Annotated in this window: 28 protein-coding genes; 21 read left to right on the forward strand and 7 right to left on the reverse strand. The window is 72.2% G+C overall.

Going from position 1 to position 25,837, the window contains the following annotated elements; genetic code table 11:
- Positions 1 to 78: 78 nt before the first annotated feature.
- The 7 genes from H181DRAFT_RS23235 (at position 79) to H181DRAFT_RS23260 (ending at position 5,581) form a co-directional block, all read left to right on the forward strand.
- Entirely contained in the window at positions 79 to 723 is a 645-nt protein-coding gene (locus H181DRAFT_RS23235) for a TetR/AcrR family transcriptional regulator (protein ID WP_045866453.1), read from the forward strand.
- 163 nt (positions 724 to 886) lie between these two features.
- On the forward strand, positions 887 to 2,125 hold the full coding sequence (locus tag H181DRAFT_RS23240) for a MurT ligase domain-containing protein (RefSeq protein WP_045866348.1): 1,239 nt from the start codon (positions 887 to 889) through the stop codon (positions 2,123 to 2,125).
- Positions 2,126 to 2,150: 25 nt separating this feature from the next.
- Positions 2,151 to 2,879: a type 1 glutamine amidotransferase gene (locus H181DRAFT_RS23245; RefSeq protein ID WP_045866349.1), complete on the forward strand. Its 729-nt coding sequence runs from the start codon at positions 2,151 to 2,153 to the stop codon at positions 2,877 to 2,879.
- 140 nt (positions 2,880 to 3,019) lie between these two features.
- Positions 3,020 to 3,973, forward strand: a complete 954-nt coding sequence (locus H181DRAFT_RS23250; protein WP_045866350.1) for a cytochrome c oxidase assembly protein — start codon at positions 3,020 to 3,022, stop codon at positions 3,971 to 3,973.
- A 111-nt stretch (positions 3,974 to 4,084) separates the two neighbouring features.
- Complete coding sequence (locus tag H181DRAFT_RS29235; RefSeq protein ID WP_139131753.1) at positions 4,085 to 4,282, forward strand: hypothetical protein; 198 nt, start codon at positions 4,085 to 4,087, stop codon at positions 4,280 to 4,282.
- Positions 4,283 to 4,394: 112 nt separating this feature from the next.
- Complete coding sequence (locus H181DRAFT_RS23255) at positions 4,395 to 5,135, forward strand: lysophospholipid acyltransferase family protein (protein WP_045866352.1); 741 nt, start codon at positions 4,395 to 4,397, stop codon at positions 5,133 to 5,135.
- A gap of 236 nt (positions 5,136 to 5,371) precedes the next feature.
- Complete coding sequence (locus tag H181DRAFT_RS23260; protein ID WP_139131754.1) at positions 5,372 to 5,581, forward strand: hypothetical protein; 210 nt, start codon at positions 5,372 to 5,374, stop codon at positions 5,579 to 5,581.
- A gap of 165 nt (positions 5,582 to 5,746) precedes the next feature.
- Here the strand turns inward: H181DRAFT_RS23260 and H181DRAFT_RS23265 are convergent, their stop codons facing one another.
- Positions 5,747 to 7,384, reverse strand: coding sequence for an alpha/beta hydrolase (locus H181DRAFT_RS23265; RefSeq protein WP_045866354.1), 1,638 nt, complete (start codon positions 7,382 to 7,384; stop codon positions 5,747 to 5,749).
- A gap of 727 nt (positions 7,385 to 8,111) precedes the next feature.
- Here H181DRAFT_RS23265 and H181DRAFT_RS23270 point away from each other — a divergent pair.
- Positions 8,112 to 9,050, forward strand: coding sequence for a M28 family peptidase (locus tag H181DRAFT_RS23270; protein ID WP_045866355.1), 939 nt, complete (start codon positions 8,112 to 8,114; stop codon positions 9,048 to 9,050).
- Between the two features lie 52 nt (positions 9,051 to 9,102).
- Here H181DRAFT_RS23270 and H181DRAFT_RS23275 read toward each other — a convergent pair whose 3' ends face one another.
- A complete protein-coding gene (locus H181DRAFT_RS23275) occupies positions 9,103 to 9,408 on the reverse strand; it encodes a type II toxin-antitoxin system Phd/YefM family antitoxin (RefSeq protein ID WP_045866356.1) in 306 nt (101 codons plus the stop codon).
- A gap of 70 nt (positions 9,409 to 9,478) precedes the next feature.
- Between H181DRAFT_RS23275 and H181DRAFT_RS23280 the strand changes: the two genes are divergently transcribed.
- Entirely contained in the window at positions 9,479 to 10,117 is a 639-nt protein-coding gene (locus H181DRAFT_RS23280; protein WP_045866357.1) for an ATP-dependent Clp protease proteolytic subunit, read from the forward strand.
- 5 nt (positions 10,118 to 10,122) lie between these two features.
- Positions 10,123 to 10,434 carry a hypothetical protein gene (locus H181DRAFT_RS23285; protein ID WP_045866358.1) on the forward strand — a complete coding sequence of 104 codons (312 nt, stop codon included), beginning with the start codon at positions 10,123 to 10,125 and terminating at the stop codon, positions 10,432 to 10,434.
- A 101-nt stretch (positions 10,435 to 10,535) separates the two neighbouring features.
- Here H181DRAFT_RS23285 and H181DRAFT_RS23290 read toward each other — a convergent pair whose 3' ends face one another.
- The gene (locus tag H181DRAFT_RS23290) at positions 10,536 to 11,744 is read right to left on the reverse strand and encodes an 8-amino-7-oxononanoate synthase (RefSeq protein WP_045866359.1); all 1,209 of its coding nucleotides are present in this window, start codon (positions 11,742 to 11,744) and stop codon (positions 10,536 to 10,538) included.
- 199 nt (positions 11,745 to 11,943) lie between these two features.
- Between H181DRAFT_RS23290 and bioB the strand changes: the two genes are divergently transcribed.
- The 4 genes from bioB (at position 11,944) to H181DRAFT_RS23310 (ending at position 15,935) form a co-directional block, all read left to right on the forward strand.
- Positions 11,944 to 13,008 carry a biotin synthase BioB gene (gene bioB / locus H181DRAFT_RS23295; protein ID WP_074468011.1) on the forward strand — a complete coding sequence of 355 codons (1,065 nt, stop codon included), beginning with the start codon at positions 11,944 to 11,946 and terminating at the stop codon, positions 13,006 to 13,008.
- Between the two features lie 36 nt (positions 13,009 to 13,044).
- Positions 13,045 to 14,337, forward strand: a complete 1,293-nt coding sequence (locus tag H181DRAFT_RS23300; RefSeq protein ID WP_045866360.1) for an adenosylmethionine--8-amino-7-oxononanoate transaminase — start codon at positions 13,045 to 13,047, stop codon at positions 14,335 to 14,337.
- 4 nt (positions 14,338 to 14,341) lie between these two features.
- Complete coding sequence (gene bioD, locus H181DRAFT_RS23305) at positions 14,342 to 15,055, forward strand: dethiobiotin synthase (protein WP_045866361.1); 714 nt, start codon at positions 14,342 to 14,344, stop codon at positions 15,053 to 15,055.
- Between the two features lie 211 nt (positions 15,056 to 15,266).
- Positions 15,267 to 15,935, forward strand: coding sequence for a class I SAM-dependent methyltransferase (locus tag H181DRAFT_RS23310; RefSeq protein WP_045866362.1), 669 nt, complete (start codon positions 15,267 to 15,269; stop codon positions 15,933 to 15,935).
- Positions 15,936 to 16,744: 809 nt separating this feature from the next.
- On the opposite strand, the gene H181DRAFT_RS23320 is transcribed toward H181DRAFT_RS23310, so the two are convergent.
- Complete coding sequence (locus H181DRAFT_RS23320) at positions 16,745 to 17,083, reverse strand: hypothetical protein (RefSeq protein ID WP_045866455.1); 339 nt, start codon at positions 17,081 to 17,083, stop codon at positions 16,745 to 16,747.
- A 29-nt stretch (positions 17,084 to 17,112) separates the two neighbouring features.
- Positions 17,113 to 17,367: a hypothetical protein gene (locus tag H181DRAFT_RS23325; RefSeq protein WP_045866363.1), complete on the reverse strand. Its 255-nt coding sequence runs from the start codon at positions 17,365 to 17,367 to the stop codon at positions 17,113 to 17,115.
- Positions 17,368 to 17,447: 80 nt separating this feature from the next.
- On the opposite strand from H181DRAFT_RS23325, the gene H181DRAFT_RS23330 reads away from it, so the two are divergent.
- The 7 genes from H181DRAFT_RS23330 (at position 17,448) to H181DRAFT_RS30285 (ending at position 24,347) form a co-directional block, all read left to right on the forward strand.
- Complete coding sequence (locus tag H181DRAFT_RS23330) at positions 17,448 to 18,050, forward strand: SMI1/KNR4 family protein (protein WP_045866364.1); 603 nt, start codon at positions 17,448 to 17,450, stop codon at positions 18,048 to 18,050.
- A 584-nt stretch (positions 18,051 to 18,634) separates the two neighbouring features.
- Complete coding sequence (locus H181DRAFT_RS23335) at positions 18,635 to 19,987, forward strand: hemolysin family protein (protein ID WP_045866365.1); 1,353 nt, start codon at positions 18,635 to 18,637, stop codon at positions 19,985 to 19,987.
- Positions 19,984 to 21,015, forward strand: coding sequence for a hemolysin family protein (locus tag H181DRAFT_RS23340; RefSeq protein ID WP_045866366.1), 1,032 nt, complete (start codon positions 19,984 to 19,986; stop codon positions 21,013 to 21,015). Before H181DRAFT_RS23335 ends, H181DRAFT_RS23340 begins: the two co-directional genes overlap by 4 nt.
- A 146-nt stretch (positions 21,016 to 21,161) precedes the next feature.
- On the forward strand, positions 21,162 to 21,884 hold the full coding sequence (locus tag H181DRAFT_RS23345) for an SGNH/GDSL hydrolase family protein (protein ID WP_045866456.1): 723 nt from the start codon (positions 21,162 to 21,164) through the stop codon (positions 21,882 to 21,884).
- 35 nt (positions 21,885 to 21,919) lie between these two features.
- Complete coding sequence (gene purB / locus H181DRAFT_RS23350; protein ID WP_045866367.1) at positions 21,920 to 23,350, forward strand: adenylosuccinate lyase; 1,431 nt, start codon at positions 21,920 to 21,922, stop codon at positions 23,348 to 23,350.
- Positions 23,351 to 23,421: 71 nt separating this feature from the next.
- On the forward strand, positions 23,422 to 23,925 hold the full coding sequence (gene mug / locus H181DRAFT_RS23355) for a G/U mismatch-specific DNA glycosylase (protein ID WP_045866368.1): 504 nt from the start codon (positions 23,422 to 23,424) through the stop codon (positions 23,923 to 23,925).
- Positions 23,926 to 24,218: 293 nt separating this feature from the next.
- Positions 24,219 to 24,347 carry a hypothetical protein gene (locus tag H181DRAFT_RS30285; RefSeq protein ID WP_368073288.1) on the forward strand — a complete coding sequence of 43 codons (129 nt, stop codon included), beginning with the start codon at positions 24,219 to 24,221 and terminating at the stop codon, positions 24,345 to 24,347.
- 81 nt (positions 24,348 to 24,428) lie between these two features.
- Here H181DRAFT_RS30285 and H181DRAFT_RS23365 read toward each other — a convergent pair whose 3' ends face one another.
- Together H181DRAFT_RS23365 and H181DRAFT_RS23370 are read right to left on the reverse strand one after the other, a co-directional pair.
- Positions 24,429 to 24,875, reverse strand: coding sequence for a hypothetical protein (locus H181DRAFT_RS23365; protein ID WP_045866369.1), 447 nt, complete (start codon positions 24,873 to 24,875; stop codon positions 24,429 to 24,431).
- A gap of 169 nt (positions 24,876 to 25,044) precedes the next feature.
- Complete coding sequence (locus tag H181DRAFT_RS23370; protein ID WP_045866370.1) at positions 25,045 to 25,836, reverse strand: ABC transporter permease; 792 nt, start codon at positions 25,834 to 25,836, stop codon at positions 25,045 to 25,047.
- Position 25,837 lies beyond the last annotated feature (1 nt).

The following is a 25,837-nucleotide window of genomic DNA, read 5'->3' on the forward strand; positions in this document are numbered from 1 at the left end:
GGCTGCCTCCGGCCTTCCGCACTACGCGGTGTTACGTTTCGCCTGAGGCAGCCGGAACGGGACGGGGTGGGAGGCGCCATGGAGACCACACAGCAGACCGACCAGCGCAGCGCTGCGGAGCGCCGTCGCAGAGAACTGCTGGAGGCCGCCGACCGCGTGGTGCTGCGTGAAGGGCCCGGCGCGTCGATGAACGCCATCGCAGCCGAGGCGGGCATCACCAAACCGATCCTCTACCGCCACTTCGGCGACAAGGAGGGCCTCTACAGCGCGCTCGCCGTGCGGCACACGGACGCCCTCGTGAGCGCGCTGCGCAGCGCCCTGGACGCACCCGCGGAACGGCGCCGCCGCGTAGAGGCAACCCTCGACACCTACCTCGCGGCCATCGAGGCGCGGCCCCAGGTCTACCGCTTCCTGATGCACCCCTCCGAAGGCGGCACCGGCGGCGAGCCGGGCTTCGAGGCGGGCCAGCACTCGGCGCCGCTGCTGCGGCGGCTCGGCGAGGAACTCGGCAAGGTCATAGAGGAGCGCCTCGAACTCGGCCCCGGCGGCGAGGAGCGCGCGAGGGTGTGGGGGCACGGCGTCGTGGGGATGGCGTACGCGGCCGGTGACTGGTGGCTGCGTGAACGTCCTTGCAGCCGGGAGCAGTTGGTCAGCCAGCTCGCCGACCTGCTGTGGGGCAGCCTCTCCATGGTCGAGGACAGGCGGGGCGCGCCCGGTCTGTGATCAGCGGTACGGGCCCGGCACACGCGCCGGGCGGGCCGTCCGGCGCGGAGCCCGGGCGGCGGGTGCGGGCCGCGCGGCGGTGCGCACCGGGTGAGGCGGTTCGGGTGCGGCCCCGGACCTCGATAGGCTGCTCCCGGACCGAGGGGCAAGGAGGAGCAGGACGATGGCAGGCAACCCAGAGCCGCTGTCCGCGCGCGCGAAGCTCGCCGTGACGGCCGGCAGGGCAGCGGCCGCGGTGTCGCGGGCAGCGGGACGCGGAAGCGGATCGGTGATCGGCGGCAAGGTGGCGCTCAGGCTCGACCCGGACCTGCTCGCCGAGGTGGCCCACCACCTGGACATCGTCCTGGTGTCGGCGACGAACGGGAAGACGACCACGACGCGTCTGATCGCGGAGGCGCTGCGCGCCAACGGCGGCGTGGTCTCCAACGCGCTGGGCGCGAACATGCCCGCGGGGATCACCTCCGCGCTGGCGGGCGGCAGCGACGCCCAGTACGGCGTGATCGAGGTCGACGAGAAGTACCTCGCCACCGTCGCGCGCGACGTGACACCCAAGGCCATCGCGCTCCTGAACCTCTCCCGCGACCAGCTGGACCGCGCGGCCGAGACCCGGATGCTGGCGGAGCGCTGGCGGGAAGGGCTCTCCGGCTCCAAGGCCGTGATCATCGCCAACGCCGACGACCCCCTCGTCGTCTGGGCGGCCTCGTCCTCGCCGAACGTGGTCTGGGTGGCCGCCGGGCAGGAGTGGAAGGACGACGCCTGGTCGTGCCCCGCCTGCGGCGGCGTGATGCAGCGGCCTGGAGACGACTGGTTCTGCGGCGAGTGCGGTTTCCGCCGCCCCACCCCGAGCTGGGCGCTCTCCGGCGACGAGGTGCTCGACCCGCACGGGTCGGCGTGGCCGATCAAGCTGCAGCTGCCGGGGCGCGCCAACAAGGCGAACGCCGCCACCTCGGCGGCGGTGGCCGCCGCGTTCGGCGTCCCCCCGCAGACGGCGCTGGAGCGCATGCACGCCGTCACAGCCGTGGCCGGGCGCTACGACGTGGTGACCTTCCAGGAGCGGGAGGTGCGGCTGCTGCTGGCGAAGAACCCCGCCGGCTGGCTGGAGACGTTCTCCCTCATCGACGCGCCCCCGGCCCCGGTGATCCTCTCCGTCAACGCCCGCGGCGCCGACGGTACGGACACCTCCTGGCTGTGGGACGTGGACTACTCGAAGCTCGCCGGGCACCCCATCTGCGTCATCGGCGACCGCAGACTCGACCTGGCGGTGCGCCTGGAGGTCGCCGGAGTCGACTTCCAGGTGTGCGAGAACGCGGTGGCGGCGGTACGGGCCTGCCCGCCCGGCCGTATCGAGGCCATCGCCAACTACACCGCCTTCCAGGACCTGCGCCGCGTCGTCGGCAACTGACCCATCGACCCGAGGAGTTGGCAGCATGAGTGACACGGGCCTGCGGGTGGTGTGGGTCTACCCGGACCTTCTGAGCACCTACGGCGACCAGGGCAACGCGCTGGTGGTGGAGCGGCGCGCGCAGCAGCGCGGTCTCGCGGTGCAGCGCACGGACGTCCGGTCCGACGAGCAGGTGCCCACCTCGGCGGACATCTACCTGATCGGCGGCGGCGAGGACCGGCCCCAGCGGCTCGCGGCCGAGCGGCTGCTGCGCGACGGCGGCCTGCAGCGGGCCGTCGACAACGGCGCGATCATCTTCTCCGTCTGCGCCGGCTACCAGATCCTCGGCCGGGAGTTCGTGAACGACCTGGGCGAACCGCAGAAGGGCCTCGGCCTGCTGGACGTGGTGAGCACCCGGGGCGAGGCGGAGCGCTGCGTCGGGGACGTGCTGGGCGACATCGACGAGCAGCTGGGCCTGCCGCAGCTCACCGGCTTCGAGAACCACCAGGGCATCACGCATCTCGGCTCCGGCGCCCGCCCGCTCGCGCGCGTGCGGCTCGGCAAGGGCAACGGCACCGGCGACGGCACCGAAGGGGCGTGGAACGACACGGTCTTCGGTACGTACATGCACGGGCCGGTGCTCGCCCGCAACCCGCAGATCGCGGACATGCTCATCAAGCTGGCTCTGGACGTCAACGCGCTGCCGCCGGTGAACGACCAGTGGTACGAGGCGCTGCGCAAGGAGCGCATCGCCGCCGCCCTCCAGCCTGCCTGAGCGCCGCACCGTCACGCCTCTCCTGCCCGTTCCCACGGCGGCCCTGCGGGGCCCCGGGGACGGGCAGGGGCGCTCTCGGGCCACCGCGGGCCGCGTTCTACGCTGGTGCGGGCGGATCAGCGCAAGGCGGGAGACTTCGGATGGACCACGACGGGCACGGCATGACGACGGATCTTCCGCCGTTCACACTCGCCCGTGGCCTGGAGTTCACAGGCGAGCCCTTCTTCCTGACGGGCTGCCTCCTCGCGCTGCTGCTCTACGCGGTCGCGGTGGTGCGGCTGCGCCGCCGGGGCGACGGCTGGCCCGTCGGCCGTACCGTCGCGTGGGCGGCGGGCGTGCTGACCGTGGCGCTGGCGATGTGCACCGGACTCAACGAGTACGGGATGGTGCTGTTCAGCGTCCACATGGTGCAGCACATGATCATCAGCATGCTGTCGCCGATCCTCCTGCTGCTGGGCGCGCCGGTCACGCTCGCGCTCAGGGCGCTGCCCGCCGCCGGGCGGGGCCGCAAGGGGCCGCGTGAGCTGCTGACGGCGCTGCTGCACAGCCGCTGGATGCGGGTGGTGTCCCATCCCGCGTTCACCATCCCGCTGTTCATCGCGAGCCTCTACGCGCTGTACTTCACGCCGCTCTTCGACTTCCTGATGGGTTCGCAGGCGGGGCACCTGGCGATGATGGTGCACTTCCTCCTCGTCGGGCTGGTCTTCTTCTGGCCGATCATGGGCGTGGACCCGGGGCCGCACCGGCCGGGTTACCTGATGCGCATGCTGGAGCTGTTCTCCGGGATGCCCTTCCACGCCTTCTTCGGGATCGCGCTGATGATGGCCTCCGAGCCGATGATCGCCACGTACGCCGACCCGCCTGCCTCGCTGGGCGTGAGCGCGCTGTCGGACCAGACGGCGGCGGGCGGCATCGCGTGGGCGTTCAGCGAGATCCCCTCGGTGCTGGTGCTGATCGCGCTCGTCTTCCAGTGGCACAGGTCGGAGGAGCGGCAGGCACGGCGCCAGGACCGGGCGGCGGACCGGGACGGCGACAGGGAGCTGCGGGCCTACAACGCCTATCTCGCCTCGCTGCAGGCCCGGCAGCAGCAGTGACGTCCGGGTAGTAGCGCTCCGGGCGGCAGTGGAGCGACGATGGGGGTGTGACCCGGCCCGTTTTGCACGGGATTCCCCGTCACCGGCCGGGCTCCTGAGGAGGGTGCCGCTATGCCTCGAACGCCTGGACCGTCCGGACCGCCGCACACGATGCCCCGCTCGTCGAAAGCGCTCACCGTCAGTACCGTGACCGCCCTCGTCCTCGTGACCGCATACACCGTGACCCTCGGGGGAAGCGGCTGGCTGTGGTTCGCGTGGGTGGTGCTGGGACTGGTGACCGTGGGCGTCGTGACCACGCAGCGGGACTGAAAGCGGAGCGAAAGCCTCACAACGTCCCGTCCGAGTGTGGCCCCCCTCCACCGCCGGCCCGCCGGGGGACTACTCTGCGATCTCACCGGAACGCATGGGGGAAGGCCGTAGCGTGTTCTACAACTTGTTCAAGTACGTCCTGCTGGGGCCCCTGCTGCGGTTGTACTTCCGGCCCAGGATCGAGGGCCTGGAGAACATCCCCGACGAGGGGGCGGCCATCGTGGCCGGCAACCACCTCTCCGTCTCGGACCACTTCCTGATGCCCGCCATGCTGCGCAGGAGGATCACCTTCCTCGCGAAGTCCGAGTACTTCACCGGGCCCGGCATCAAGGGGCGCCTCACGGCCGCGTTCTTCCGCAGCGTCGGGCAGATCCCCGTGGACCGCTCCGGGAAGGGCGCCGGGCAGGCCGCCATCGAGGAGGGCCTGGGGGTGCTGCGCAAGGACGAGCTGCTGGGCATCTACCCGGAAGGGACCCGCTCCCACGACGGGCGGCTCTACAAGGGCCGTGTCGGCGTCGCGTCGATGGCGCTCCAGGCGGGCGTGCCCGTCATCCCCTGCGCCATGGTGGGCACCTTCGAACTGCAGCCGCCGGGGCGGAAGATGCCCAGGATCGGGCGGGTGACGATCCGGTTCGGCAAGCCGCTGGACTTCTCGCGCTACGCGGGCATGGAGAGCGAGCGGACGATCCTGCGCGCCGTCACGGACGAGATCATCCACGAGATCCTGCAGTTGTCGGGACAGGAGTACGTGGACATGTACGCCCCGGAGGCGAAGGCCAAGCAGCAGCAGGAGGCCAAGGAGCGCGAGGCGGCGCGCAAGCGGGAGAAGCGCGAGGAGGGCCGCAGGGCCTGAGCGTCCCGCACAGCGCCTCTGCCGGGTCGCTGCGCGGTCCGGTGCCTCCGGTGCCCCTGAGCGGCGGTACGGGCGCACGCGCCCCATGAAAGCGCCCCGAAGTCCGTACGCCCCGGCGCACGGGGCTGCTCACCCTCACCCCGGGGCAGTGCGCCTGGCTCTCCAGGGACAACTACGCCGTCCATCGCGTCTACTGCCCGATGGACGGCGGCGGAGGCACCACCGGTCCGGGCTGCATGAACTCGAGCGCCGACTTCGGCGCCGGCTTCCACGTCTACCTCAATCCGGGCGAGACGGCCGTCGAATCGTCCGACAGCACGAGCCACTCCCGCGACTCCTTCAACTACATCGGCGAGGACGGCAAGCGTCAACACGCCTTCGCCACCGAGTCCGACCTCTCCTGGAGCGTCCTCCGCCGGGTCCTGGCCAACACACCGCTGACCTGACCCCGGACCTGCGCGCCGAAACTTCTCCGCGGGAGTGCGACGTCGACGTCCTCACCGGACGAGGGTCCGGACACGCGAAGGGGGCGGCCGGAAGACCCGGCCGCCCCCGTGCGCGCGTCAGGCGGTGCGTCCGCGCCGCCTCAGCGGTCGTCGCGTGGCGTCAGCTCACGGCAGCGCGGGCAGCTGGGCCCGGGCCTCCGCCTCGGCCTTCGCGGGCGCCTGCTCCGGTTCCGGGGTGGCGTGCGGGCCGCAGGTGACGTCCTTCTTGTCGACGGTGCCCTTGAGGAGGTACGCGTCGACGCGCTTGTTGATGCACTCGTTCTCGACGTTGGTGATGCCGTGCGAGCCGGCGTCCTTCTCCGTGATCAGACGCGAGCCCTTGAGGCGCTTCTGCAGCTCCACGGCGCCGCCGTACGGGGTGGCCGCGTCGCGCTCGGACTGCGTGATGAGGACGGGCGGAAGCCCCTTGCCGCCGCCGATCTCCAGCGCCTTCTGCTGCTTCACGGGCCACGTGGCGCAGGGCAGGTTGAGCCAGGCGTTGGACCAGGTGAGGAACGGGTACTTCTCGTGCAGCTTCGAGTTGTCCTTGTCCCACTTCTCCCAGCTGGTGGGCCACTTGGCGTCCGTGCACTCCACCGCCGTGTAGACGGCGTTGCCGTTCTCGGACGCCTTGTTCCCGGCCTTGTCGGCCATGTCGGGACCGGCGGCCTCGACCAGGGCCTTCTCGTCACCCTTGAGGTAGGCCGACCACACGCCGGCGACCTCGGCCCACGCCTGGTCGTAGTAGGGCGCGCTCTGGAAGAAGCCGAGAAGCTCGGCCGGGCCGACGACTCCGCCGACGGGCTCCTTCTTCGCGGCGGCGCGCAGCTTCTCCCACTGCTTCTCGACCTTGGCGGGGGTGTCGCCGATGCCGTAGGTCGCGTCGTGCTCGGCGACCCACTTCTTCCAGTCGTCCCAGCGCATCTGGAAGGCCACGTCCTGGTCCAGGTTGTTCCGGTACCAGATCTGGTCGCGCGAGGGGTTCACCACGCTGTCGACGACCATCCGCCGCACGTGGTCCGGGAAGAGGGTGCTGTAGACCGCTCCGAGGTAGGTGCCGTAGGAGACGCCCAGGAAGTTCAGCTTCTTGTCGCCCAGCGCGGCGCGCACGACGTCCAGGTCGCGGGCGGTGTTGGGCGTCGTCATGTGCGGCAGGAGGCCTTCGCTGCGCTCCTTGCAGCCGTCCGCGTACTCCTTGGCCAGCTTGCGCTGGGCCGTCTTGTCCGCCTCGTCGTCCGGAACCGGGTCGGCCTTGGGCGCCTTCACGAACTCCTGGGGGTCCATGCAGGAGATGGGCGCGGAGTGGCCGACGCCGCGCGGGTCGAAGCCGACGAAGTCGTAGGCCTTCGCCGTCTTCGTCCACAGCGGGTTCTCGTCGACGACGCGGGCGGGGAAGCGCATGCCCGAACCGCCCGGGCCTCCGGGGTTGTAGACGAGGGAACCCTGGCGTTCGTCCTTCGTCCCGGTGCTCTTCACACGGTTCACGGCGATCTTGATGGTGCGGCCGCCGGGCTTGGCGTAGTCGACGGGGACGGTGACGTAGCCGCACTGGATGGGCTTGTCGAATCCCCAGTCCTTCGGGCAGGTCTTCCAGTCGATGCCTGCCTTGGCGGCGTGGGCGGCGGCGGCCTTCACGCCGCGCGCCTCGGCGGTGCCGGGGCCGTCCTGGCCGGCGCCGTCCGCGAGGGCGGACGGAACCACGATGAGGCCGGCTATGAGGGCACCGGCGCCCGCTGCGCCGATAGTCGCTTTTCTTCTGTTCACGTGGGGGCTCCCCCTGGGGTGGCTGACCGCCTGAGGCGGCGGGTGATCACAGATCACGGTCCTGTGGGGCGGATCCTTCCGCCCCTGCACGGGCAAGGGACAGGTCACTCTGATGATCTTTACCAAGTCGTGAATCTACCGGCTCCGCCGTGGGCGCGCCTCAGCAGAAGGCCATAGGGGTCACGCCGTGACCAGCGGCGGAGTCCGCCGGAGCACCCCGTCGACGTCGGGAGGACGGCGGGACGGGGCCGGGGCGCGACGCGCCTGCGGCCGGATGACCGTCGAACTCCGGTACGGCAACGCGGAGTTGCCCGGAGCCGGGCGACCGGCTCCTCCGCCGCCCGGCGGGCCCTCCTCGTCCGGCTCCGGTGTGCTCCGACGCCCCTCCGGCCCGGGCCGGCCCTCGGCGCCCCGGACCGGCGCGTTCCGGACTCGGCGCCCGCCGCGCGGAAGGAGGGCCGCGGCCGCGCGGGCCGTGACGAGGACCGCGGTGCGAACTGCCGCGCACCCGCGACACGTTCCCCCGGGCGCCCAACACCCCCTGACATAACGGCAGTTCAGAGGGTGTGCGCCGGGCGTGCGGGCCCGCACGTGCGCTCCGTGCTCCTCGCATGACGCAACGTCCCGTACGGCAAACGCCCTTGACGCCACGCGGGGATCACGAGGATTCTCATGTGCAAGTCACACCCGTCAGTAACTTCGAACCCCCCACATCATCGGAGTCCCTGTGAACCGCACAGCGAAGCGCCGTACCCTCATAGCCGCGTCCGCCAGCGCCGCACTGGCCGCCTCACTCCTCGGGGCGACCGGGGCCTACGGCGCCCTCGACGAGTCCGCCGCCGCGGCTCCCGACATCCCCGTCGCCGACGTCCAGCAGGACCTGAAGGAACTGCAGTCCATCGCCGATGCCAACGGCGGCAACCGCGCGCACGGCCAGCCCGGCTACAAGGCGTCCGTCGAGTTCATCAAGGGCAAGCTGGACAAGGCCGGATTCGAGACCAAGATCCAGGAGTTCGACGGGGGCGGCATGAACCTCGTCGCCGACTGGCCGGGCGGCTCCGAGGACGAGACCGTGATGGTCGGCGCCCACCTCGACTCCGTCGAGAGCGGTGCCGGCGTCAACGACAACGGCTCGGGCTCCGCCGGCATCCTCGAGGTGGCCCTCGCCGTCGCCGACGCGAAGCTGGAGCCCAAGAAGCACCTGCGGTTCGCCTGGTGGGACGCCGAGGAGCTGGGCCTGGTCGGCTCGCAGCACTACGTCGACAGCCTCGGGGCCGACACGGAGAAGATCTCCACCTACCTCAACTTCGACATGATCGGCTCCCCCAACGCCGGCCACTTCGTCTACGACGACGACGCGACGGTCCAGGGGATCTTCAAGGACTACTTCAAGGAGAAGAACATCGAGACGGAGACCTCCTCGGAGGTCAACGGTCGCAGCGACCACGCCTCGTTCGCCGCTGCGGGCGTCACCGTCGGCGGCACCTTCACCGGCGCCGGGGACACCATGTCCGAGGAGCAGGCGCAGAAGTGGGACGGCAAGGCCGGCGAGTCCTACGACAAGTGCTACCACTCGGAGTGCGACGACACCTCGAACATCAACGAGAAGGCGCTCGACCTGCACACCGACGGGATCGCGCACGCCGTGTGGCAGCTCAGCTCCTGACGCCGCACGCCCCGGCCACCGCCGCCCGGCGGTGAGTCGGTCCTTCCGGAGCTCAACTCTCCCGGCCCGGCCGCCTGTCACCGGCGGCCGGGCCGCTGTGTTCCGCGGCGATGCCGAAGCGGCGGCGTTCGCCCGCAGAGGACGACGGGCTCTCGCGGACGCTCGAGAAGGTGCTGATGACGCCTTCCTCGGCCGCTTCGTCCATCTCCCGGAGTCTGTCCAGGTCAGCGGCCGAGACGAGCGCGACCAGCGGCTTGCCGTGCCGGGTCACCACCACGCGCTCGCCGCCGTAGACCACACGGTTGATCAGGTCGGCGAGGGCGGCGCGCGCTTGCGTCACCGGAATCTCGTAGGTCATGACCCCAGCATAACGTCACGTACATCCTGTACATTTTTTACAGAAGGGTGGACCGACGAGAGGTGGCGCCATGCCGCACAGACCCACAGCCCGCTACGTCCTGCCGGAGCTGAGCGAACGGACGAGCACCGGGACCCGGACGCTGGACCCGTACTCCAAGCTGCTCGGCGAACGGATCGTCTTCCTCGGCACGCAGATCGACGACACCGCGGCGAACGACGTGATGGCCCAGCTCATCCAGCTGGAGGCGGCGGCGCCGGAGCGGGACATCTCGCTCTACATCAACTCCCCCGGCGGCTCGTTCAGCGCGATGAGCGCGGTCTACGACACGATGCGGTACGTCAGCTGCGACATCGAGACCGTGTGCCTCGGCCAGGCGGGACCGGTGGCTTCGGTGCTCCTCGCCGCCGGCACACCCGGCAAGCGCATGGCGCTTCCCGGTGCCCGCATCGTCCTCGACCAGCCGCACCTGACCGAGGCGTTGCAGGGCCAGGCCGACGATCTGGCCGTCCACGCCAGGGAGTTGACGCGCACCCGCGAGCGGCTGGAGGAGATGTACGTACGCCATACCGGGCAGCCGCCGAGCACCGTGCGGGCCGACCTGGAGCGGGAGACGGTCCTCGACGCCGGGCAGGCGGCGGACTACGGGCTCATCGACCGGCTCACGGTCAGCCGCGGGAGCGCCGCGGCCGGGCAGGCCGGGAGGTGAGCGCGGTGTGGCCGCCCGAACTGCCGCCGCTGCCCGCGCTGACCAGGGCGGAGGGGAACGTCGTCGACAGCTATCTGGAGGTCCTCGACCTGCTGGGCCGGATCAACCCGGCGCGGTCCGGGGACACTTACGGCAGGCTGCGCGCGGCGCAGGCGCTGGTGGGCAAGGCGTCGTCCCTGCGCGACGCCCTGGCGCTCATGCACGAGCGAAGCGAGACGGAGCTGCACGGCACGACGCTCGCAACGGCCCTGCGGGTGCTGGACGGTGAACGTCGCGCGGCACGCGTGACCCTGCCGCCGCCCTCCGGCAGCGGGTGAGGACGCGGGCGCGGCCCGTCGCGGGACGCGCGGCGTCCCCGGAGCCCGGAGCCCGGGCAAGAGCCGCCCCCGGGAGGCCGGCGCTCGTCCGGTGAGGCGCCTCAGCCGGCCGCTCCCTCCGGGGCGGTACGCACGATCGTGGCCACGGCGGCGGTCAGCTGGGCGTCGGTGAGGTCGGCGCGTGCGGTCAGGCGCAGGCGGGAGATCCCGTCCGGCACCGAGGGCGGACGGAAGCAGCCCACCTGCAGCCCGGCCGCGCGGCAGTCCGCGGCCCAGCGCACGGCCGCACCCGGCGAGGGGGCGCGCACCGAGACGACGGCGGCATCCGGGTGCGCGGTGCGCAGTCCCGCCGCAGACAGCTCACCGTGCAGCCGGGCCGCGGCGCGACGGACGCGGGCCGCCCGCTCGGGCTCGCGGCGCAGCAGGCGGAGTGCCGCGAGGGCGGCGCCCGTGGCGGCCGGTGCGAGGCCGGTGTCGAAGATGACGGTGCGCGCCGTGTCGACGAGGTGGCCGATCACCCGGGCGGGCCCCAGGATCGCGCCGCCCTGGCTGCCGAGAGCCTTGGAGAGGGTGACCGTGGCGACCACTCCCTTCGTGCCGGCGATCCCCGCGGCGTGCACGGCGCCGCGTCCGCCCTCGCCGACGACGCCCAGGCCGTGGGCGTCGTCCACCAGCAGCGCGGCGCCGTGCTCACCGCAGACCTCGTGCAGGGCGGGCAGCGGCGCGGCGTCACCGTCGACGGAGAAGACCGAGTCGGTCACGGCGAGGGCGTCCCCGGCGTGCCCGTCCAGCGCCTTCGCCACGGCGTCGGGCGCCGCGTGGGGGACGACGACCGTCTCCGCGCGGGAGAGGCGGCAGCCGTCGATGAGGGAGGCGTGGTTGCCGGCGTCGGAGACGACGAGGCCGCCGCGGCCGGTGAGCGCGGTCAGCGCGGCGAGGTTCGCCGCGTACCCGGACGAGACCACCAGCGCCGCTTCGAATCCGCAGAACCGGGCGAGTTCCGCCTCGAGTTCGGCGTGCAGGGCGGTGGAGCCGGTCACGAGCCGCGAGCCGGTGGAGCCGGCGCCCCAGAGGCGGGCGGCGCCGGCGGCCGCGTCGGTCACCTCGGGGTGGCGGGTGAGGCCGAGGTAGTCGTTGCCCGCCAGGTCCAGCAGCTCCGAGTCGGCGGGGCGGTGCCGCAACGTCCGTACGAGGCCCGCGCGTTCACGGGAGAGGCGGGCCTCGTCGAGCCAGGCGAACGGGTCGCGCCGGGCGGCCCGGGGACGGGGCGCTCCCGGCGGGTCCGAAGGCGTGCGGGACTCCTCTTGCATGCGGGCGTCCTCGTGTCCGTGAACGGGAGTGTGGCGGGGGCGACGCCGGGCGCACCACCGGGGGCGCGTTTGTAGGCGGTCCATAGACCGTAGCCGCTCGCACCCTGCCTCGCGGTGTGGCGATACACACACCCGGCCCGGCCATTGTTGTGATCCTTCTCCTTGGCTCTGAGCGGGGAGATCAGCAAGGATCGGCACCATGGACCTGCTGAAGACGCTCGTTGAGAAGGGGCTGCGGCGCGAACTGCCGACCCGTGAAGAGGCACGCGCTGTTTTGGAGACCTCCGACGACGAGTTGCTCGACGTCGTCGCCGCGGCCGGGAAGGTGCGGCGGCACTGGTTCGGGCGGCGAGTGAAGCTGAACTATCTGGTCAACCTCAAGTCCGGGCTGTGCCCCGAGGACTGCTCGTACTGCTCCCAGCGTCTGGGTTCGAAGGCGGAGATCCTCAAGTACACGTGGCTCAAGCCGGAGGAGGCGGCGTCGGCCGCCGCGGCGGGCCTCAAGGGCGGTGCGAAGCGGGTCTGCCTGGTGGCGAGCGGCCGAGGCCCCACCGACCGGGACGTCGAGCGCGTCTCGCGGACCATCTCCGCCATCAAGGACGAGCACGCGGACGTCGAGGTGTGCGCCTGCCTGGGGCTGCTCTCCGAGGGGCAGGCGGACCGGCTGCAGGCCGCCGGCGCCGACGCCTACAACCACAACCTCAACACTTCGGAAGAGACCTACAAGGACATCTGCACCACCCACACCTTCGAGGACCGGCGGGAGACGGTCCGACAGGCGCAGACCGCGGGCCTCTCCGCGTGCTCGGGGCTGATCGCGGGCATGGGCGAGAGCGACGAGGACCTGGTCGACGTCGTCTTCTCCCTGCGGGAGCTGGACCCTGATTCCGTCCCGGTCAACTTCCTCATCCCCTTCGAGGGGACGCCTCTCGCCGACGAGTGGAACCTCACGCCGCAGCGGGCCATGCGCATCCTCGCGATGGTCCGCTTCGTCTGCCCGGACGCGGAGGTGCGGCTGGCCGGCGGCCGCGAGGTGCATCTGCGCTCCCTGCAGCCGCTCGCGCTGCACGTCGTCAACTCCATCTTCCTGGGCGACTACCTGACCAGCGAGGGCCAGGCCGGCCAGGCCGACCTCGACATGATCGCGGATGCCGGCTTCGAGGTGGAGGGCGCCGGCACCACGACGCTTCCGGAGCACCGCACGGAGGAGCTGGTCTCCGTGCGCAGGCGGGGCGCGGGCACGGCGCTGCCGCCCAATGCGTGACGGAGCGGCAGCGGCGACCGGCAAGGTGAACCACCCATGACGCATGAGGAGTTGCTCGCACTCGACCGGCAGCACGTGTGGCATCCCTACGGCCCCATGCCGGGTCGCTCGGAGCCGCTGCTGGTGGAGTCGGCCGCGGGTGTGCGGCTGCGGCTGGCCGAGGAGTTCTGCGGGCAGCGGGAGCTGGTCGACGGGATGGCCTCGTGGTGGTCTGCCGTGCACGGCTACAACCACCCGGTGCTCAACGAGGCGGCGCACCGGCAGCTCGAGCGGATGAGCCATGTCATGTTCGGCGGGCTCACGCACGAGCCGGCCGTGCGGCTGGCGAAGCGGCTCGTCGACGTCACGCCTGCGGGTCTGGAGCACGTCTTCCTCGCGGACTCCGGGTCCGTGTCGGTCGAGGTCGCGGTCAAGATGTGCCTGCAGTACTGGCGTTCGCGGGGGCGCGGCGGCAAGCGGCGTCTGATGACGTGGCGCGGCGGCTACCACGGCGACACGTGGCAGCCCATGTCGGTGTGCGATCCCGACGGCGGGATGCACGAGTTGTGGTCCGGGGTACTGCCCCGCCAGGTCTTCGCCTCGGCGCCGCCGTCCGGTTTCGACGCCCCGCCGGACGAGGGGTATCTGCGCCACCTCCGGGAGACGGTCGCCCGCCACGCCGACGAGCTGGCGGCCGTGATCGTGGAACCGGTGGTGCAGGGTGCGGGCGGCATGCGGTTCCACTCCCCCGCGTACGTACGGGCGTTGCGGGAGGCGTGCGACGAGCACGGTGTGCTGCTGGTGCTCGACGAGATCGCCACCGGCTTCGGACGGACGGGCGCCCTGTTCGCCTGCGAGCACGCCGGGATCGTTCCCGACGTGATGTGCCTGGGCAAGGCCCTGACGGGCGGCTACCTCACGATGGCCGCCACGCTGTGCACCCCGCGGGTCGCCGAGGGGATCTCCCGCGGGGAGGTGCCCGTCCTCGCGCACGGTCCCACGTTCATGGGCAACCCGCTCGCGGCCGCTGTCGCGGACGCCTCCGTGGGGCTGCTCCTCGAAGGCGACTGGGCGGGTGAAGTGCGCCGCATCCAGGGCGGGTTGGAGGCGGGACTGGCCGAGGCGGCCGGGCTCCCGGGCGTACGGGAGACACGTGTCCTCGGTGCGGTCGGAGTGGTGCAGCTCGACCACGAGGTCGACATGGAGCGCGCCACCCGGGCCGCCGCACGCGCCGGGGTGTGGCTGCGCCCCTTCCGCGACATGGTCTACGCGATGCCCCCGTACGTGACGGGCGACGAGGACGTGGAGCGCATCTGCACGGCCATGTGCGCCGCGGCGGCGGAGGGTTGAGCGCATGAGGGGAGTCGTGGTCGTCACCGGGACGGGCACCGGCGTCGGCAAGACGGTGACCACTGCGGCGCTGGCCGCCGCGGGCCTCGCGGCGGGCCGCTCGGTCGCGGTGCTGAAACCCGCCCAGACCGGCGTCGCGGAGACGGAAGCAGGTGACGTGGCGGAGGTGCGCCGCCTCGCCGGGGAAGCCGTCACAGGAATGGAGCTCGCCCGCTATCCCGAGCCGCTGGCGCCCGCGACGGCGGCCCGGAGGTCCGGGATGCCGGCCGTGCGTCCGGAGGAAGTCGCCACGGCGGCACAGGAGTTGGCGGCACGTCACCAGCTCGTGCTCGTCGAGGGCGCCGGCGGCCTGCTGGTGCACCTCGACGAACGCGGTGCCACGCTCGCCGACGTGGCCGGCATGCTCTCCGCTCCCGTGCTCGTCGTGGCCGAGGCGGGCCTCGGCACCCTCAACGCGACCGCGCTGACAGCGGAGGCGCTGCGCACACGGAGCCTGCACACCGCGGGCGTGGTGATCGGCAGCATGCCGGACGCTCCCGACCTGGCGTCCCGCTGCAACATCGAGGACCTGCCGCGCGCGGCGGGGGCCGCTCTCCTCGGAGCGGTGCCAGAGGGCGCGGGCACCATGGATCCCGCCGAGTTCCGTGCGGCTGCCGCGAGTTGGCTCGCCCCCGAGCTGGGCGGCAAGGGCGGCTTCCTTCCTCCCGGGCTCTCCTGACACCCCCGGCGTCCGCCCGCGTCCCAGCTCCGTACCCGGTCCCCGTGGTGCGAACGTCCCCTGCGGGCACCGGCGCAGGCGCGCGACCCGCGTCAACCGGGATCCGCCGGGGCGCGGTCGGCGTGTCCGCGGCCTCCGGATATCGGGGTCCTCGGGGAGAATCGGTCCCGGACGCGGTTTTCAGGACGGTCTCCACGGAAGGACGCAACCCATGGCCCCAGAGGACGCAGGGCGCACGCACCGCTCCGTCAACCGCCCGGTCTTCGCCCGGTTCTACACACGTCTCAGCGAAACCGCGGACGTACGAGCTGGAGTGGGCGCCCACCGAGCGGAGCTGCTGGCGGGCCTGTCGGGGCAGGTCGTCGAGATCGGGCCGGGTAACGGGCTGAACTTCTCCCGTTACCCCTCCACCGTCTCCCGCGTGCTCGCGGTCGAACCCGAGCCCCATCTGCGGAAGTCGGCGACGGCGGCGGCATCGCAGGCGCCGGTGCCGGTGGAGGTGGTGCCGGGCAGCGCGGAAGCGTTGCCTCTGCCGGGCGAGTCGTGCGACGCGGCCGTCTGCTCACTGGTGCTCTGCTCTCTGCCGGACGTGCCCGCGGCTCTCGCCGAGCTGCGCCGCGTACTGCGGCCGGGCGGCGAACTGCGCTTCTACGAGCACGGGGTGGCGGAGGGCCGGCGCTCGATGATGCGGCTCCAGCGCCTGCTGGACCGCACGGTGTGGCCGGTGCTGTTCGGCGGCTGCCACACGGGCCGGGACCCCGTCGGCGACATCGGCACGGCCGGCTTCGCCGACGTCTCCTTCAGGCGCCTCCTCGTACCCGCGGAGGGGCCTGTCTTCCCGTCCTCGTTCCACGTGCTGGGCAGCGCGCGCAGACCGTAAGCCCCCCTGTCGTGCCGCGTGGAGAGCGCTCCTGCGGCTCAACAGGGGTGGGAGCGAAGGGACTCAGGGACTCAGGGACTTCGTGGACACGTGGACACGTGGACACGTGGACACGTGGACACGTGGACGCACCCGGAAACAGGCAACTTCCGGCGCTCATCTACCTGTTGGTGCCCGGATCTGCCTGACGGGCGTTGCCACCGCTCCCGTCACGCCCGCTGCCTCTCGCATCACGGGCGGCCGGCCGTCCTGAAAGGGCGACGGCTATCACGACGGCGCCCAGGACCAGCCCGCGGCCACCGCGTGCTGCAACGAGGGCCCGGGAACGTACGCCGTGGCCAGCCACGGCTCGTCAGCCCGCAGGTCCGCGTCGACCACCGGCACCGTGTAGAGCCCTTGAACCCGTCTGGCCGCCGCCACTTCCTGTGCGAGATGGCGCCTTCTGTCCCCCACCCGTCGGCGGGACGTCGGACCGGCCGCGGCCGGGCTCGGACATGCCAGCTCTTTCCCTTGTCGGACCCAGTCTCCGCTCGCGGACAACGTGGCGCGAGCCGCTTGCTGTTCGGGCGAGCGACAGCGTAAACGAACCATCACCGCCGAGACAGGCCCCGGCCCGAGCACAGCGGCAGAGCGAACCATCGGGGCGCGCCGTCCCCACCGCGGCCCGCGCCGGGCACTACGCACGACGGCTGCGCGCCGGGCCCGTCGACCAGCCGTGTGGGGCCCGTCCCCGGCAGAGCGGACGCACCTTCGACGGCCGAAGTGCCGTGCGCCTGCCGCGAGTTGCGGCGGGCGGCAGCGGCCGGGCGTCACTGCGTCCAGGTGCGCAGCTCGGCGGCGATGTCCCTGACGCCCGCCTCGCCGCTCTTGACCAACCGGGCGAGGTCACGGATCTTCTCGGGCGAGGTCGTCACCTTCAGGCCGCTGGCGACGAGATACGCGTAGGCGACGGCGGACGCGAAGAGGGCGTTGCCGCGCTCCAACGCGGGCACGTGCAGGAGCAGTTGGAGGAGAGAGGCAGCACGGTCGTGCGGTTCGGCGTAGACGGGGCGGTCGAATATGGCGGCTTCGTGCCTGCTGACCGCGGCCACGAGAGCGCCGTAGTCGGACACGAGGGGGTCACCGGGGGCCTTCGCCTCGGCGACCATGAGCAGCCAGGCGAGATCGATGCGGAGAGTCACGTACGCGGACGGCCCTCGCCTCCGCGGCGGCCGGAGCGGCCGGGTTCGGGAAACTCCTCGGCGAAGAGCGATTCGTAGCTCTTCATGAAGTCGGAGGCCGCTTCGACGAAAGTGTGCCCCACTTCGCCCGCGTCCCGCTCGACCAGCTCCTCGATGTAGCGGTTCACGCTCACCCCCCGCGCCAGGGCGCGCTCTCGCGCCGTCTCCGCGGTCGACTCGTCCACCCGGACGTTCAGCTGTGTCTTGGCCACACCACCACGCTAGCACTCATCCGCTAGCACCGGCCAGGGCGGAGCCCCCGTCCCGTCGAGCCCAGCGCTACCGTGACGCCGTGGACGTCGACACGTGGGACGCGGCCGAGGTGAGGGAGCGCCTCCGCGCGCTGGCCGAGGCGGATGCCGGATGCCGCCGGTTCGCAGCGGGCAGGCACCGCTACAGGCTCCATCCGCCGGTGGCGGACACCCTCGTACGGCGATTCGAGCAGGATCACGGCGTCGAACTGCCGGACTCGTACCTCTCCTTCATCACCACGGTGGGCAGCGGCGGAGCCGGGCCGGGCTTCGGGCTCCTCCCCTTCGGCAGCGACGAGTGGGCGCGCCAGCAGGCCGACCTCGGGGACGACTGGGCGGACCTGTTGTCCACCCCGTTCCCCCACACCGGGCGATTCCAGCCGTGGCCCATCGAGCGCGCCTGCCCGCGGCATGCCCCGGACGACGAGTACTTCGACCCCTGCTGGTTCACGGGCTCGCTCGTCCTGGCCGATATCGGCTGCGGCTCGTACTTCCGGCTGGTGGTGACCGGCCCGGCCCGAGGACAGGTCTGGTCGGACGACCTCGCCTGCGACGAGGGGCTCAACCCCGGGCCGGAATTCCGTGAGTGGTACATGCAGTGGCTGGCGAAGCCCGGAGCGACCGGGTCCGGGCCTGCGGCCTGACAGGTCCCGCACCTCTGAGGCAGAGAACCACCCCAGAGTTTTGCGTACGCGCATTCGAATTCCGATACGCTGCCGGATCCGCGAGAGCGGCTGGGAGAGGGTGGGCGAAGGCCGTCACGGCCGTGGGCTTTCAGCCTCGGACGCTGATGGTCGGGAGCGTCTTCGTCGTCCACGGGGCGGCGTATCCCGCCTCCGGTGCCGCCTTCGTCGCCGGTCCGGCGGGCGCGTGGCGCCGGCGACGCCGCACCCGCCGGAGAGCCGTCCCACCCGACGCCGGGGACCCGTCCCGCCGGACACCGTGGAGCTACCTCCCGTGGTGCGGGACGTCCCGTGCCGGGGCATACGGCTGCTCGGGGCGGGGAACTCGCTGCGCGCCCTGCCCGTCTACCATGAACAGCCGCCGTCACGATCGCGACCAGCGTCGGCCGGTTCCCGTCACCGCTACCCCGCCCCCGGGCCGGGGCAGCCCTGACCGAAAGGTGTGAGAGTCCGCCCATGGGCGACCCTCCCGACAGCGCGCCGCGCGGCCGCAGACGCCGCCCGGCCCACTCCCCCGCCGACCGCTCCCGCGCGGAGGCGGCACGATGACCGAAGTGCTGTTCCTCCTGGTGGCGCTGCTGCTGTCGCTGGCATGCGGAGCGTTCGTCGCCGCGGAGTTCTCCCTGACGACTGTCGAACGCGCCGATCTGGAGCGGGCGGTCCAGAACGGCGAACGCGGCGCGCAGAGCGCCATGCAGGCGGTGAAGTCCCTGACCTTCCAGCTCTCGGGGGCGCAGCTGGGCATCACCGTCACGAACCTCGTCGTCGGGATGCTCGCCGAGCCGTCGATCGCGCGCCTGATCACGGGTCCGCTGAAGACGATCGGCGTACCGGCGTCGGCGGCCTCCTCGGCGGCGCTCGTCATCGGCACCGCCCTGTCCACCGTCGTGCTGATGGTCGTCGGCGAGCTGGTCCCCAAGAACTGGGCCATCTCCCGCCCGATGACCATCGCCAAGGCCGTCGCCACCCCGCAGCGCCTGTTCTCCGCGGCGTTCCGCCCGCTGATCAGGCACTTGAACAACACCGCGAACCGCATGCTGCACCTGATGGGGCTGGAGCCCACGGAGGAGCTCGCCTCGGCGCGTTCACCGCGTGAACTCGTCGCCCTGGCCCGTCACTCCGCGAAGGAGGGGGCGCTGGAGCCGGACACGGCGGACCTGTTCGTGCGGACGCTGCATCTGGCGGAGCTGACGGCGGAGAACGTGATGACCCCGCGGGTGCAGGTCACCTTCCTCGACGTGCAGGCCAACGCCGAGGACGTCGCCAACGCCACACGCGCCACCGGGCTCTCCCGTTTCCCGGTGGTGCGGGGCAGCCTGGACACCGTCGTCGGCATCGTCCGGATCAAGGACGTGCTGGCCGTGCCCGCCGAGGAGCGGATGCGCTATCCGGTGACGGAGCTGATGCGCGAGCCGCTGCTCGTGCCCGAGTCGCTGACGGTCGACAGACTGCTGGACCGGATGCCCGGCGGCGACCGGAGCATCGCCGTCGTCATCGACGAGTACGGGGGCACGGCGGGCGTCGTGACGCTGGAGGACATCATCGAGGAGGTCGTCGGCGAGGTCCGCGACGAACACGATCCGCAGGAGCCCCCGGACCTGGCCCCGGCAGGCACCGACGTCGACGGCCGTCGCATCTTCGACGCGGACGGCGCCACCCGCACCGACCAGCTCGCCGCGATCGGGATGCGCGCCCCGGAGGGCCCGTACGAGACGCTGGCCGGTCTGGTCGCGACCGAGCTGGGACGCATCCCCCTGCGGGGCGACACCGCCGACGTGGCGGGGTGGCACATCGAGGTCGTCGACGCGCGCGGACGCAGGGCCGCCCGCGTGCAGCTGACGGCGCCGCCGGACACGGACGAGGACGAGGACGAGACCGAAGGGGAGGACGGCCGGTGACCGCGGTCCAGTTGTTCGTGGGCCTGCTGACGCTGGTGGCCAACGCGTTCTTCGTCGGCGCCGAGTTCTCCCTGATCTCGGTGCGCCGGGCGCAGATCGAGCCGCTCGCCGAGGAGGGCGACCGGCGTGCACGGAGCGTCATGTGGGGCCTGGAGCACGTCTCGGCGCTGCTCGCCGCCGCCCAACTCGGGATCACGCTGTGCACGCTGGTGCTGGGCGTGGTGGCCGAGCCGGCGGTGGAGCACCTGCTGGAGCCGCTGTTCCATCTGCTGGGCCTCGGCCCGGGCTACGCGGGGCTCATCTCCTTCGTTCTCGCCCTGACCCTGGCGACCTACGCACACATGCTGCTCGGCGAGATGGTGCCGAAGAACATCGCGCTGGCCGCGCCCGAGCGGACGGCCCTGCTGCTGGGGCCGCCGCTGGTCGCGCTGTCGAGGGCGCTGAAGCCGGTGATCTTCACCGTGAACGCCTTCGCCAACACCCTGCTGAAACTGCTGAAGGTGGAGCCCAGGGACGAGGTCGAGTCGACGTTCTCCGACGACGAACTCGCCCAGATGGTCGCCGACTCCAGCGAGGCCGGCCTCATCGACGACCGGGCGACCGAGCGGCTGCGCGACGCCCTGGAGCTCGGCCGGCGCCCGGTGGGCGAGGTCGCCCGGCCCACGGAGCGGGTCGTGGCCGCGCGGCTGGGCGTCACTCCCGAGGAGCTGGAGCAGCTCTCGGCGAGTTCCGGCTTCTCGCGGTTCCCCGTCGTGGACAGCAGGGGCCGCGCCCTGGGCTACCTGCACGTCAAGGACGCCCTGGACGCCATCCCCCGCGATGCCGCCTTCCCCGCCACGGCGCTGCGCCCCATCGCGCGGGTGCGGGCGTCGATGCCGCTCGACGACGTGCTCGGCGCCATGCGTTCGAGCCGTACGCACCTGGCCGCGGTCATGGGTGAGGGGAACGGCCGCACGGAGGGCGTCGTCACCATGGAGGACGTGCTGCGGGAGCTGGTGCACCAGAGCCCGGCGGAGGGGTCGCGCTGACCCTCCCCCGCCGGGGCCCGGTCCGAGCGGCGACCGGGCGACAAGTCGCCTGAAGCAACCGGATACGATGACCGACCGTGACCGACACCGCCAACGCTCCCGCGATCAGCAGCTTCGTGGCCCTCGGCGACTCCTTCACCGAGGGCATGTCGGACCGGCTGCCGGACGGCACGTACCGCGGCTGGGCCGACCTCCTCGCCGCGCGGCTGGCCACCCGCGGCCCCGGCTTCCGCTACGCCAACCTCGCCGTGCGCGGCAAGCTCATCGGGCAGATCGCCGCCGAACAGGTCGACCTCGCGGCGGCCATGGGCGCCGACCTGGTCACGCTGGTCGGAGGCCTCAACGACACGCTGCGCCCCAAGTGCGACATGGCCAGGGTCCGCGGGCTGCTGGAGGAGTCGGTGGCGAAGCTCGCCCCCAACTGCGGGCAGCTGGTGCTGATGCGCAGCCCGGGCCGCCGCGGGCCGGTGCTGGAGCGCTACCGGGGGCGCATGGAACAGCTGTTCTCCTGCATCGACGAGCTGGCGGCCGAGCACGGCGCCCTCGTCGTCGACCTCTACTCCGCGGAGACGCTCAGTGATCCCCGGATGTGGGCCGAGGACAGGCTGCACCTGACCGGCGAGGGGCACCGCCGCGTCGCCGAGGCCGTGTGGCAGCGCCTGGGCCATCCCGCGGAGTCCGACTGGCGCACGCCGCTGGAGCCCACACCCGTACCGTCGTGGCTGACGCGCCGGCGCGCCGACGTGGCCTTCGCCCGCGAGTACCTGCTGCCGTGGATAGGGCGGCGGCTGACCGGCCGCTCCAGCGGCGACGGGCGGGCGCCCAAGAGGCCCGAGCTGGCGGCCCTGGCCTGCGGGGACACCCCGTAGGGGCGCGCCGGAGGTCCCCCGTAGAATCTGGCGGTGTGACTGACGTGCCCCGCATCCCGAACGTCCTGGCCAACCGCTACGCCTCGGCCGAACTCGCCCGCCTGTGGTCGCCCGAGGAGAAGGTGGTGCTGGAGCGGCGGCTGTGGCTGGCGGTGCTCCGTGCGCAGCGCGACCTCGGCGTCGACGTCCCGGAAGAGGCGCTGACGGCCTACGAGCGTGTGCTCGCCGACGTCGATCTGGCCTCCATTGCGGAGCGGGAGAAGGTCACGCGTCACGATGTGAAGGCCCGTATCGAGGAGTTCAACGCGCTCGCGGGCCACGAGCACGTGCACAAGGGCATGACGTCCCGCGACCTGACGGAGAACGTCGAGCAGCTGCAGATCCGCTCCTCGCTGGAGCTGGTCCGGGACCGTACGGTCGCCCTCCTGGCGCGGCTGGGGCGGCTGGCAGGCGAGCACGCCGGGACCGTGATCGCCGGACGCTCGCACAACGTGGCGGCGCAGGCGACCACGCTCGGCAAGCGGTTCGCGACGGCCGCCGACGAACTGCTCGTCGCCTACGGCCGGTTGACCGAACTCCTCGCCCGCTACCCGCTGCGCGGCATCAAGGGCCCCGTCGGCACCTCCCAGGACATGCTCGACCTGCTGGGCGGCGACGAGCAGCGGCTCGCCGAACTCGAGCGCCGGGTCGCCGAGCACCTCGGGTTCGCGCACGCCTTCACCTCCGTGGGGCAGGTCTACCCCCGCAGCCTCGACTACGACGCCGTCAGCACGCTCGTGCAGCTCGCCGGTGCGCCCTCGTCGCTGGCGAAGACGATCCGGCTCATGGCCGGCCAGGAACTGGTCACCGAGGGCTTCAAGGAGGGCCAGGTCGGCTCCTCCGCGATGCCGCACAAGATGAACACCCGCTCGTGCGAGCGCGTCAACGGCCTGATGGTGATCCTGCGGGGTTACGCGTCGATGACCGGCGAGCTGGCGGGCGACCAGTGGAACGAGGGCGACGTGTCGTGCTCGGTGGTGCGGCGTGTGGCGCTGCCCGACGCCTTCTTCGCCTTCGACGGACTGGTGGAGACGTTCCTGACCGTACTGGAGGAGTTCGGCGCCTTCCCGGCCGTCGTGGAGCGCGAACTCGACAGGTACCTGCCGTTCCTGGCCACGACGAAGGTGCTGATGGCGTCCGTGCGTGCCGGGGTCGGCCGGGAGAGCGCGCACGAGGTCATCAAGGAGCACGCCGTCGCGTCCGCCCTGGCGCTGCGTGCGGGCGCCGAGCGCAACGAGCTCCTGGAGCGCCTGGCGGCCGACGAGCGTATCCCGCTGCGCCGCCCGGAACTCGACGAACTGATGGCCGACCGGCTGGCGTTCACCGGCGCGGCCGCCGGACAGGTCGGCGAGGTGGTCGCCCGTATCGAGGAGATCGCGAAGCGGCACCCGGAAGCGGCCGCGTACTCGCCGGGAGCGATCCTCTGACACCGCGGGAGCGTCCGCCGCGCTTCACCCGGGAGCAGCTGGAGGCGGCGCGCGACCGGGTCGTACCGGACGTGGTGGCGGACGGCCTGCGCGTGCTGTTCTGCGGCATCAACCCGGGCCTCATGTCCGCCGCTACGGGGCACCACTTCGCCCGCCCCGGCAACCGCTTCTGGCCGGTGCTGCACAGCTCCGGCTTCACCCCGCGGCAGCTGCGGCCGGACGAGGAACGCGAGTTGCTCACGTACGGACTGGGCATCACCAACGTCGTCCAGCGCGCGTCGGCGCGCGCTGACGAACTCGACGCCGAGGAGTACCGGTCGGGCGGACGTCTGCTGGCGGGGAAGGTGCGCAAGCTGCGGCCCCGCTGGCTGGCGGTGGTGGGCGTGACCGCGTACCGGGTGGCCTTCGAGGACAAGAAGGCCCAAGTGGGGCCGCAGCAGTGGCGGATAGGGGACACGCGGGTGTGGGTGCTGCCCAACCCCTCCGGCCTGAACGCGCATTGGACTCCGCAGATGATGGCGGAGGAGTTCGGACGGCTGCGGGAAGCCGCGGAGTCCGGCGACGCCGGGGGCTGACGGGACACCGCCGGCATGACCCCGCGGCCGGTGCCGCGCCGGTTCGGACGAGCGTGCCGTCCGGCCGGAAGACCTCAGCCGGCTCGTCGTCGAGAGGCTCGACGCGGGCGAGGTCGACGGGCTGGTGCCGCTGTACGAACCCGGCGCCGTCATGCGCTCCCGGACGGAGGGCGGACCTAAGGCAGCGAAGAGATCCGCCGCGCCTACGAGCGGCTCCTCAGGGGCGACCGCGGTTCGAACCAGGAGAGCAGCAGCCCGCACTGCGCAGCGGGGACCTCGCCCTCACCACTGTCGTGCTGCCGGACGGCGGCGCCACCGTCGAGGTGGCCGGGCGGCAGCCGGACGGTACGTGGCTGTGGGTGGTCGATCAGCCGTCCTTTCCCGCACCACCCGCCGAGCCGCAGATCCCGGAGGACCGCTGAGGGACCGTTCACGTCGGTTCGGCGGCACGTGGCCGCTCGGAGGGCCGTTGACGGTGAGGGTTCATGGAGGACGGTGAGGGCTCATGGAGGGTCGTTGACGGTGACGGCCGCCACGAGCTGGAAGGGCAGCTCGGCGCTCTGCTGGCAGACGCCCAGCGCTATCCAGCGTCCGTCCACCCGCCACAGCTCCAAGCAGGCCGCGACGGCGCTGAGTTCGAGCCATGGCTGCGGCGCCGGGGCGCCCTCGCCGCTCCGCACCAGGGTGCTCCACAGGCTCATCTCCTGCGGCTCGCCCCAGCGTTCCGCCAGCACGGCACTCAGCGCCCCGCGCTCCGCCTCGCACTCCTCCAGCGCCTCGATCCTGGCTGTGCCGTCGTCCTCCCAGAACTCCTCGCTCGTCACCAGTTCCGCGACGTGGTAGCCAGGGCCGCTGGTCACCCGGGCCGACCGGCGGCGCCGCGCCGGGAAGGGGCGGGCGCGTAACAGGTCGATCGTGGCGAGGTGTTGCGTTCGGGCGGTCGCGGCCATGAGGCCAGTAAACCGGCCGGCACTGACACCCGGTCCGCCCGCGCCGCCCGCCCCTCTGACACCGTCTCAGCCCGCACCGGACGGCCGCCCGGACGCGATGCGCGCGCCACGACGCGGTACGGGCGCGGCAGTCGGTCAGCCGCGGCGGCCGGTCAGGCATCAAGCCCGGTCAGGCGTCGCGCCGCCGCACCGCGACCCAGCCCGCCACCACCGCCGCGAGCGCCCAGACCGCCGTCACGGCGAGACCCGTCCACGGCCCCAGGCTGCTGCCGGGGTTCTGCTGGAGCACCAACTGGCCGGCCCTGTCCGGCAGATACTCGGCGGCGCCTGCCGCCAGATCTCCGAGGACGAAGGGGACGATCAGCAGGAAGGGGATCAGCGTCGACAGGACCGCGACGCCGCTGCGCAGCAGCGCTGTCAGTCCGCAGGCGAAGAGCGCCATCAGCGTGAGGTATACGGCGCTTCCGAAGCATGCCCGCAGCGCCCCGGGATCGGCGAGGCCGAGGCCCTTCGCGCCCAGGAGGTGCTGCCCCGCGAGGAACGCGGAGAACCCGGCTACCAGCCCGGCGGCCAGGACGAGTCCCCCCACGACGGCGGTCTTCGCCACGTAGAACACTCCGCGGCGGGGCACGGCGCTCAGCGAGACGCGCAGCGCTCCGTTGTGGAACTCCGAGGAGAACGCGGTGACGGCGAAGGCGATGGCGGCGATCTGACCGAAGTTGAGGCCGTAGAAGGAGGCGAACAGCGCGTCGAATCCCTGCTCGCTGTCCCCTCCCCCGTCGTCGACGGCGCAGACGAGCGCGCTGATGCCGACCGTGGCGACCACGACGGCCAGCAGGGAGAACATTGACGAGCGCAGCGATCTGACCTTGACCCACTCGGACCTGGCGGCCGCCGTGAAGGACGCGACCGGACCGGTGGATGCGGGCGGTACTGCCGTGGCGGTGGATGCGGCGGACATG

It is taken from the genome of Streptomyces sp. WMMB 714 (genome assembly GCF_900090125.1).
Taxonomy (GTDB): domain Bacteria; phylum Actinomycetota; class Actinomycetes; order Streptomycetales; family Streptomycetaceae; genus Streptomyces; species Streptomyces daqingensis.

Coding starts and splice junctions, on each gene's coding strand:
- H181DRAFT_RS23260 (WP_139131754.1), top strand. CDS start 5,372: ATGAACTCGAGCGCCGACTTCGGCGCCGGCTTCCACGTCTACCTCAAT.
- H181DRAFT_RS23300 (WP_045866360.1), top strand. CDS start 13,045: ATGACGCATGAGGAGTTGCTCGCACTCGACCGGCAGCACGTGTGGCAT.
- H181DRAFT_RS23290 (WP_045866359.1), bottom strand. CDS start 11,744: ATGCAAGAGGAGTCCCGCACGCCTTCGGACCCGCCGGGAGCGCCCCGT.
- H181DRAFT_RS23335 (WP_045866365.1), top strand. CDS start 18,635: ATGACCGAAGTGCTGTTCCTCCTGGTGGCGCTGCTGCTGTCGCTGGCA.
- H181DRAFT_RS23275 (WP_045866356.1), bottom strand. CDS start 9,408: ATGACCTACGAGATTCCGGTGACGCAAGCGCGCGCCGCCCTCGCCGAC.
- H181DRAFT_RS23240 (WP_045866348.1), top strand. CDS start 887: ATGGCAGGCAACCCAGAGCCGCTGTCCGCGCGCGCGAAGCTCGCCGTG.
- H181DRAFT_RS23365 (WP_045866369.1), bottom strand. CDS start 24,875: ATGGCCGCGACCGCCCGAACGCAACACCTCGCCACGATCGACCTGTTA.
- bioD (WP_045866361.1), top strand. CDS start 14,342: ATGAGGGGAGTCGTGGTCGTCACCGGGACGGGCACCGGCGTCGGCAAG.
- bioB (WP_074468011.1), top strand. CDS start 11,944: ATGGACCTGCTGAAGACGCTCGTTGAGAAGGGGCTGCGGCGCGAACTG.
- H181DRAFT_RS23235 (WP_045866453.1), top strand. CDS start 79: ATGGAGACCACACAGCAGACCGACCAGCGCAGCGCTGCGGAGCGCCGT.
- H181DRAFT_RS23250 (WP_045866350.1), top strand. CDS start 3,020: ATGGACCACGACGGGCACGGCATGACGACGGATCTTCCGCCGTTCACA.
- H181DRAFT_RS23280 (WP_045866357.1), top strand. CDS start 9,479: ATGCCGCACAGACCCACAGCCCGCTACGTCCTGCCGGAGCTGAGCGAA.
- H181DRAFT_RS23320 (WP_045866455.1), bottom strand. CDS start 17,083: ATGGTCGCCGAGGCGAAGGCCCCCGGTGACCCCCTCGTGTCCGACTAC.
- H181DRAFT_RS23310 (WP_045866362.1), top strand. CDS start 15,267: ATGGCCCCAGAGGACGCAGGGCGCACGCACCGCTCCGTCAACCGCCCG.
- H181DRAFT_RS23245 (WP_045866349.1), top strand. CDS start 2,151: ATGAGTGACACGGGCCTGCGGGTGGTGTGGGTCTACCCGGACCTTCTG.
- H181DRAFT_RS23370 (WP_045866370.1), bottom strand. CDS start 25,836: ATGTCCGCCGCATCCACCGCCACGGCAGTACCGCCCGCATCCACCGGT.
- H181DRAFT_RS29235 (WP_139131753.1), top strand. CDS start 4,085: ATGCCTCGAACGCCTGGACCGTCCGGACCGCCGCACACGATGCCCCGC.
- H181DRAFT_RS23345 (WP_045866456.1), top strand. CDS start 21,162: ATGTCGGACCGGCTGCCGGACGGCACGTACCGCGGCTGGGCCGACCTC.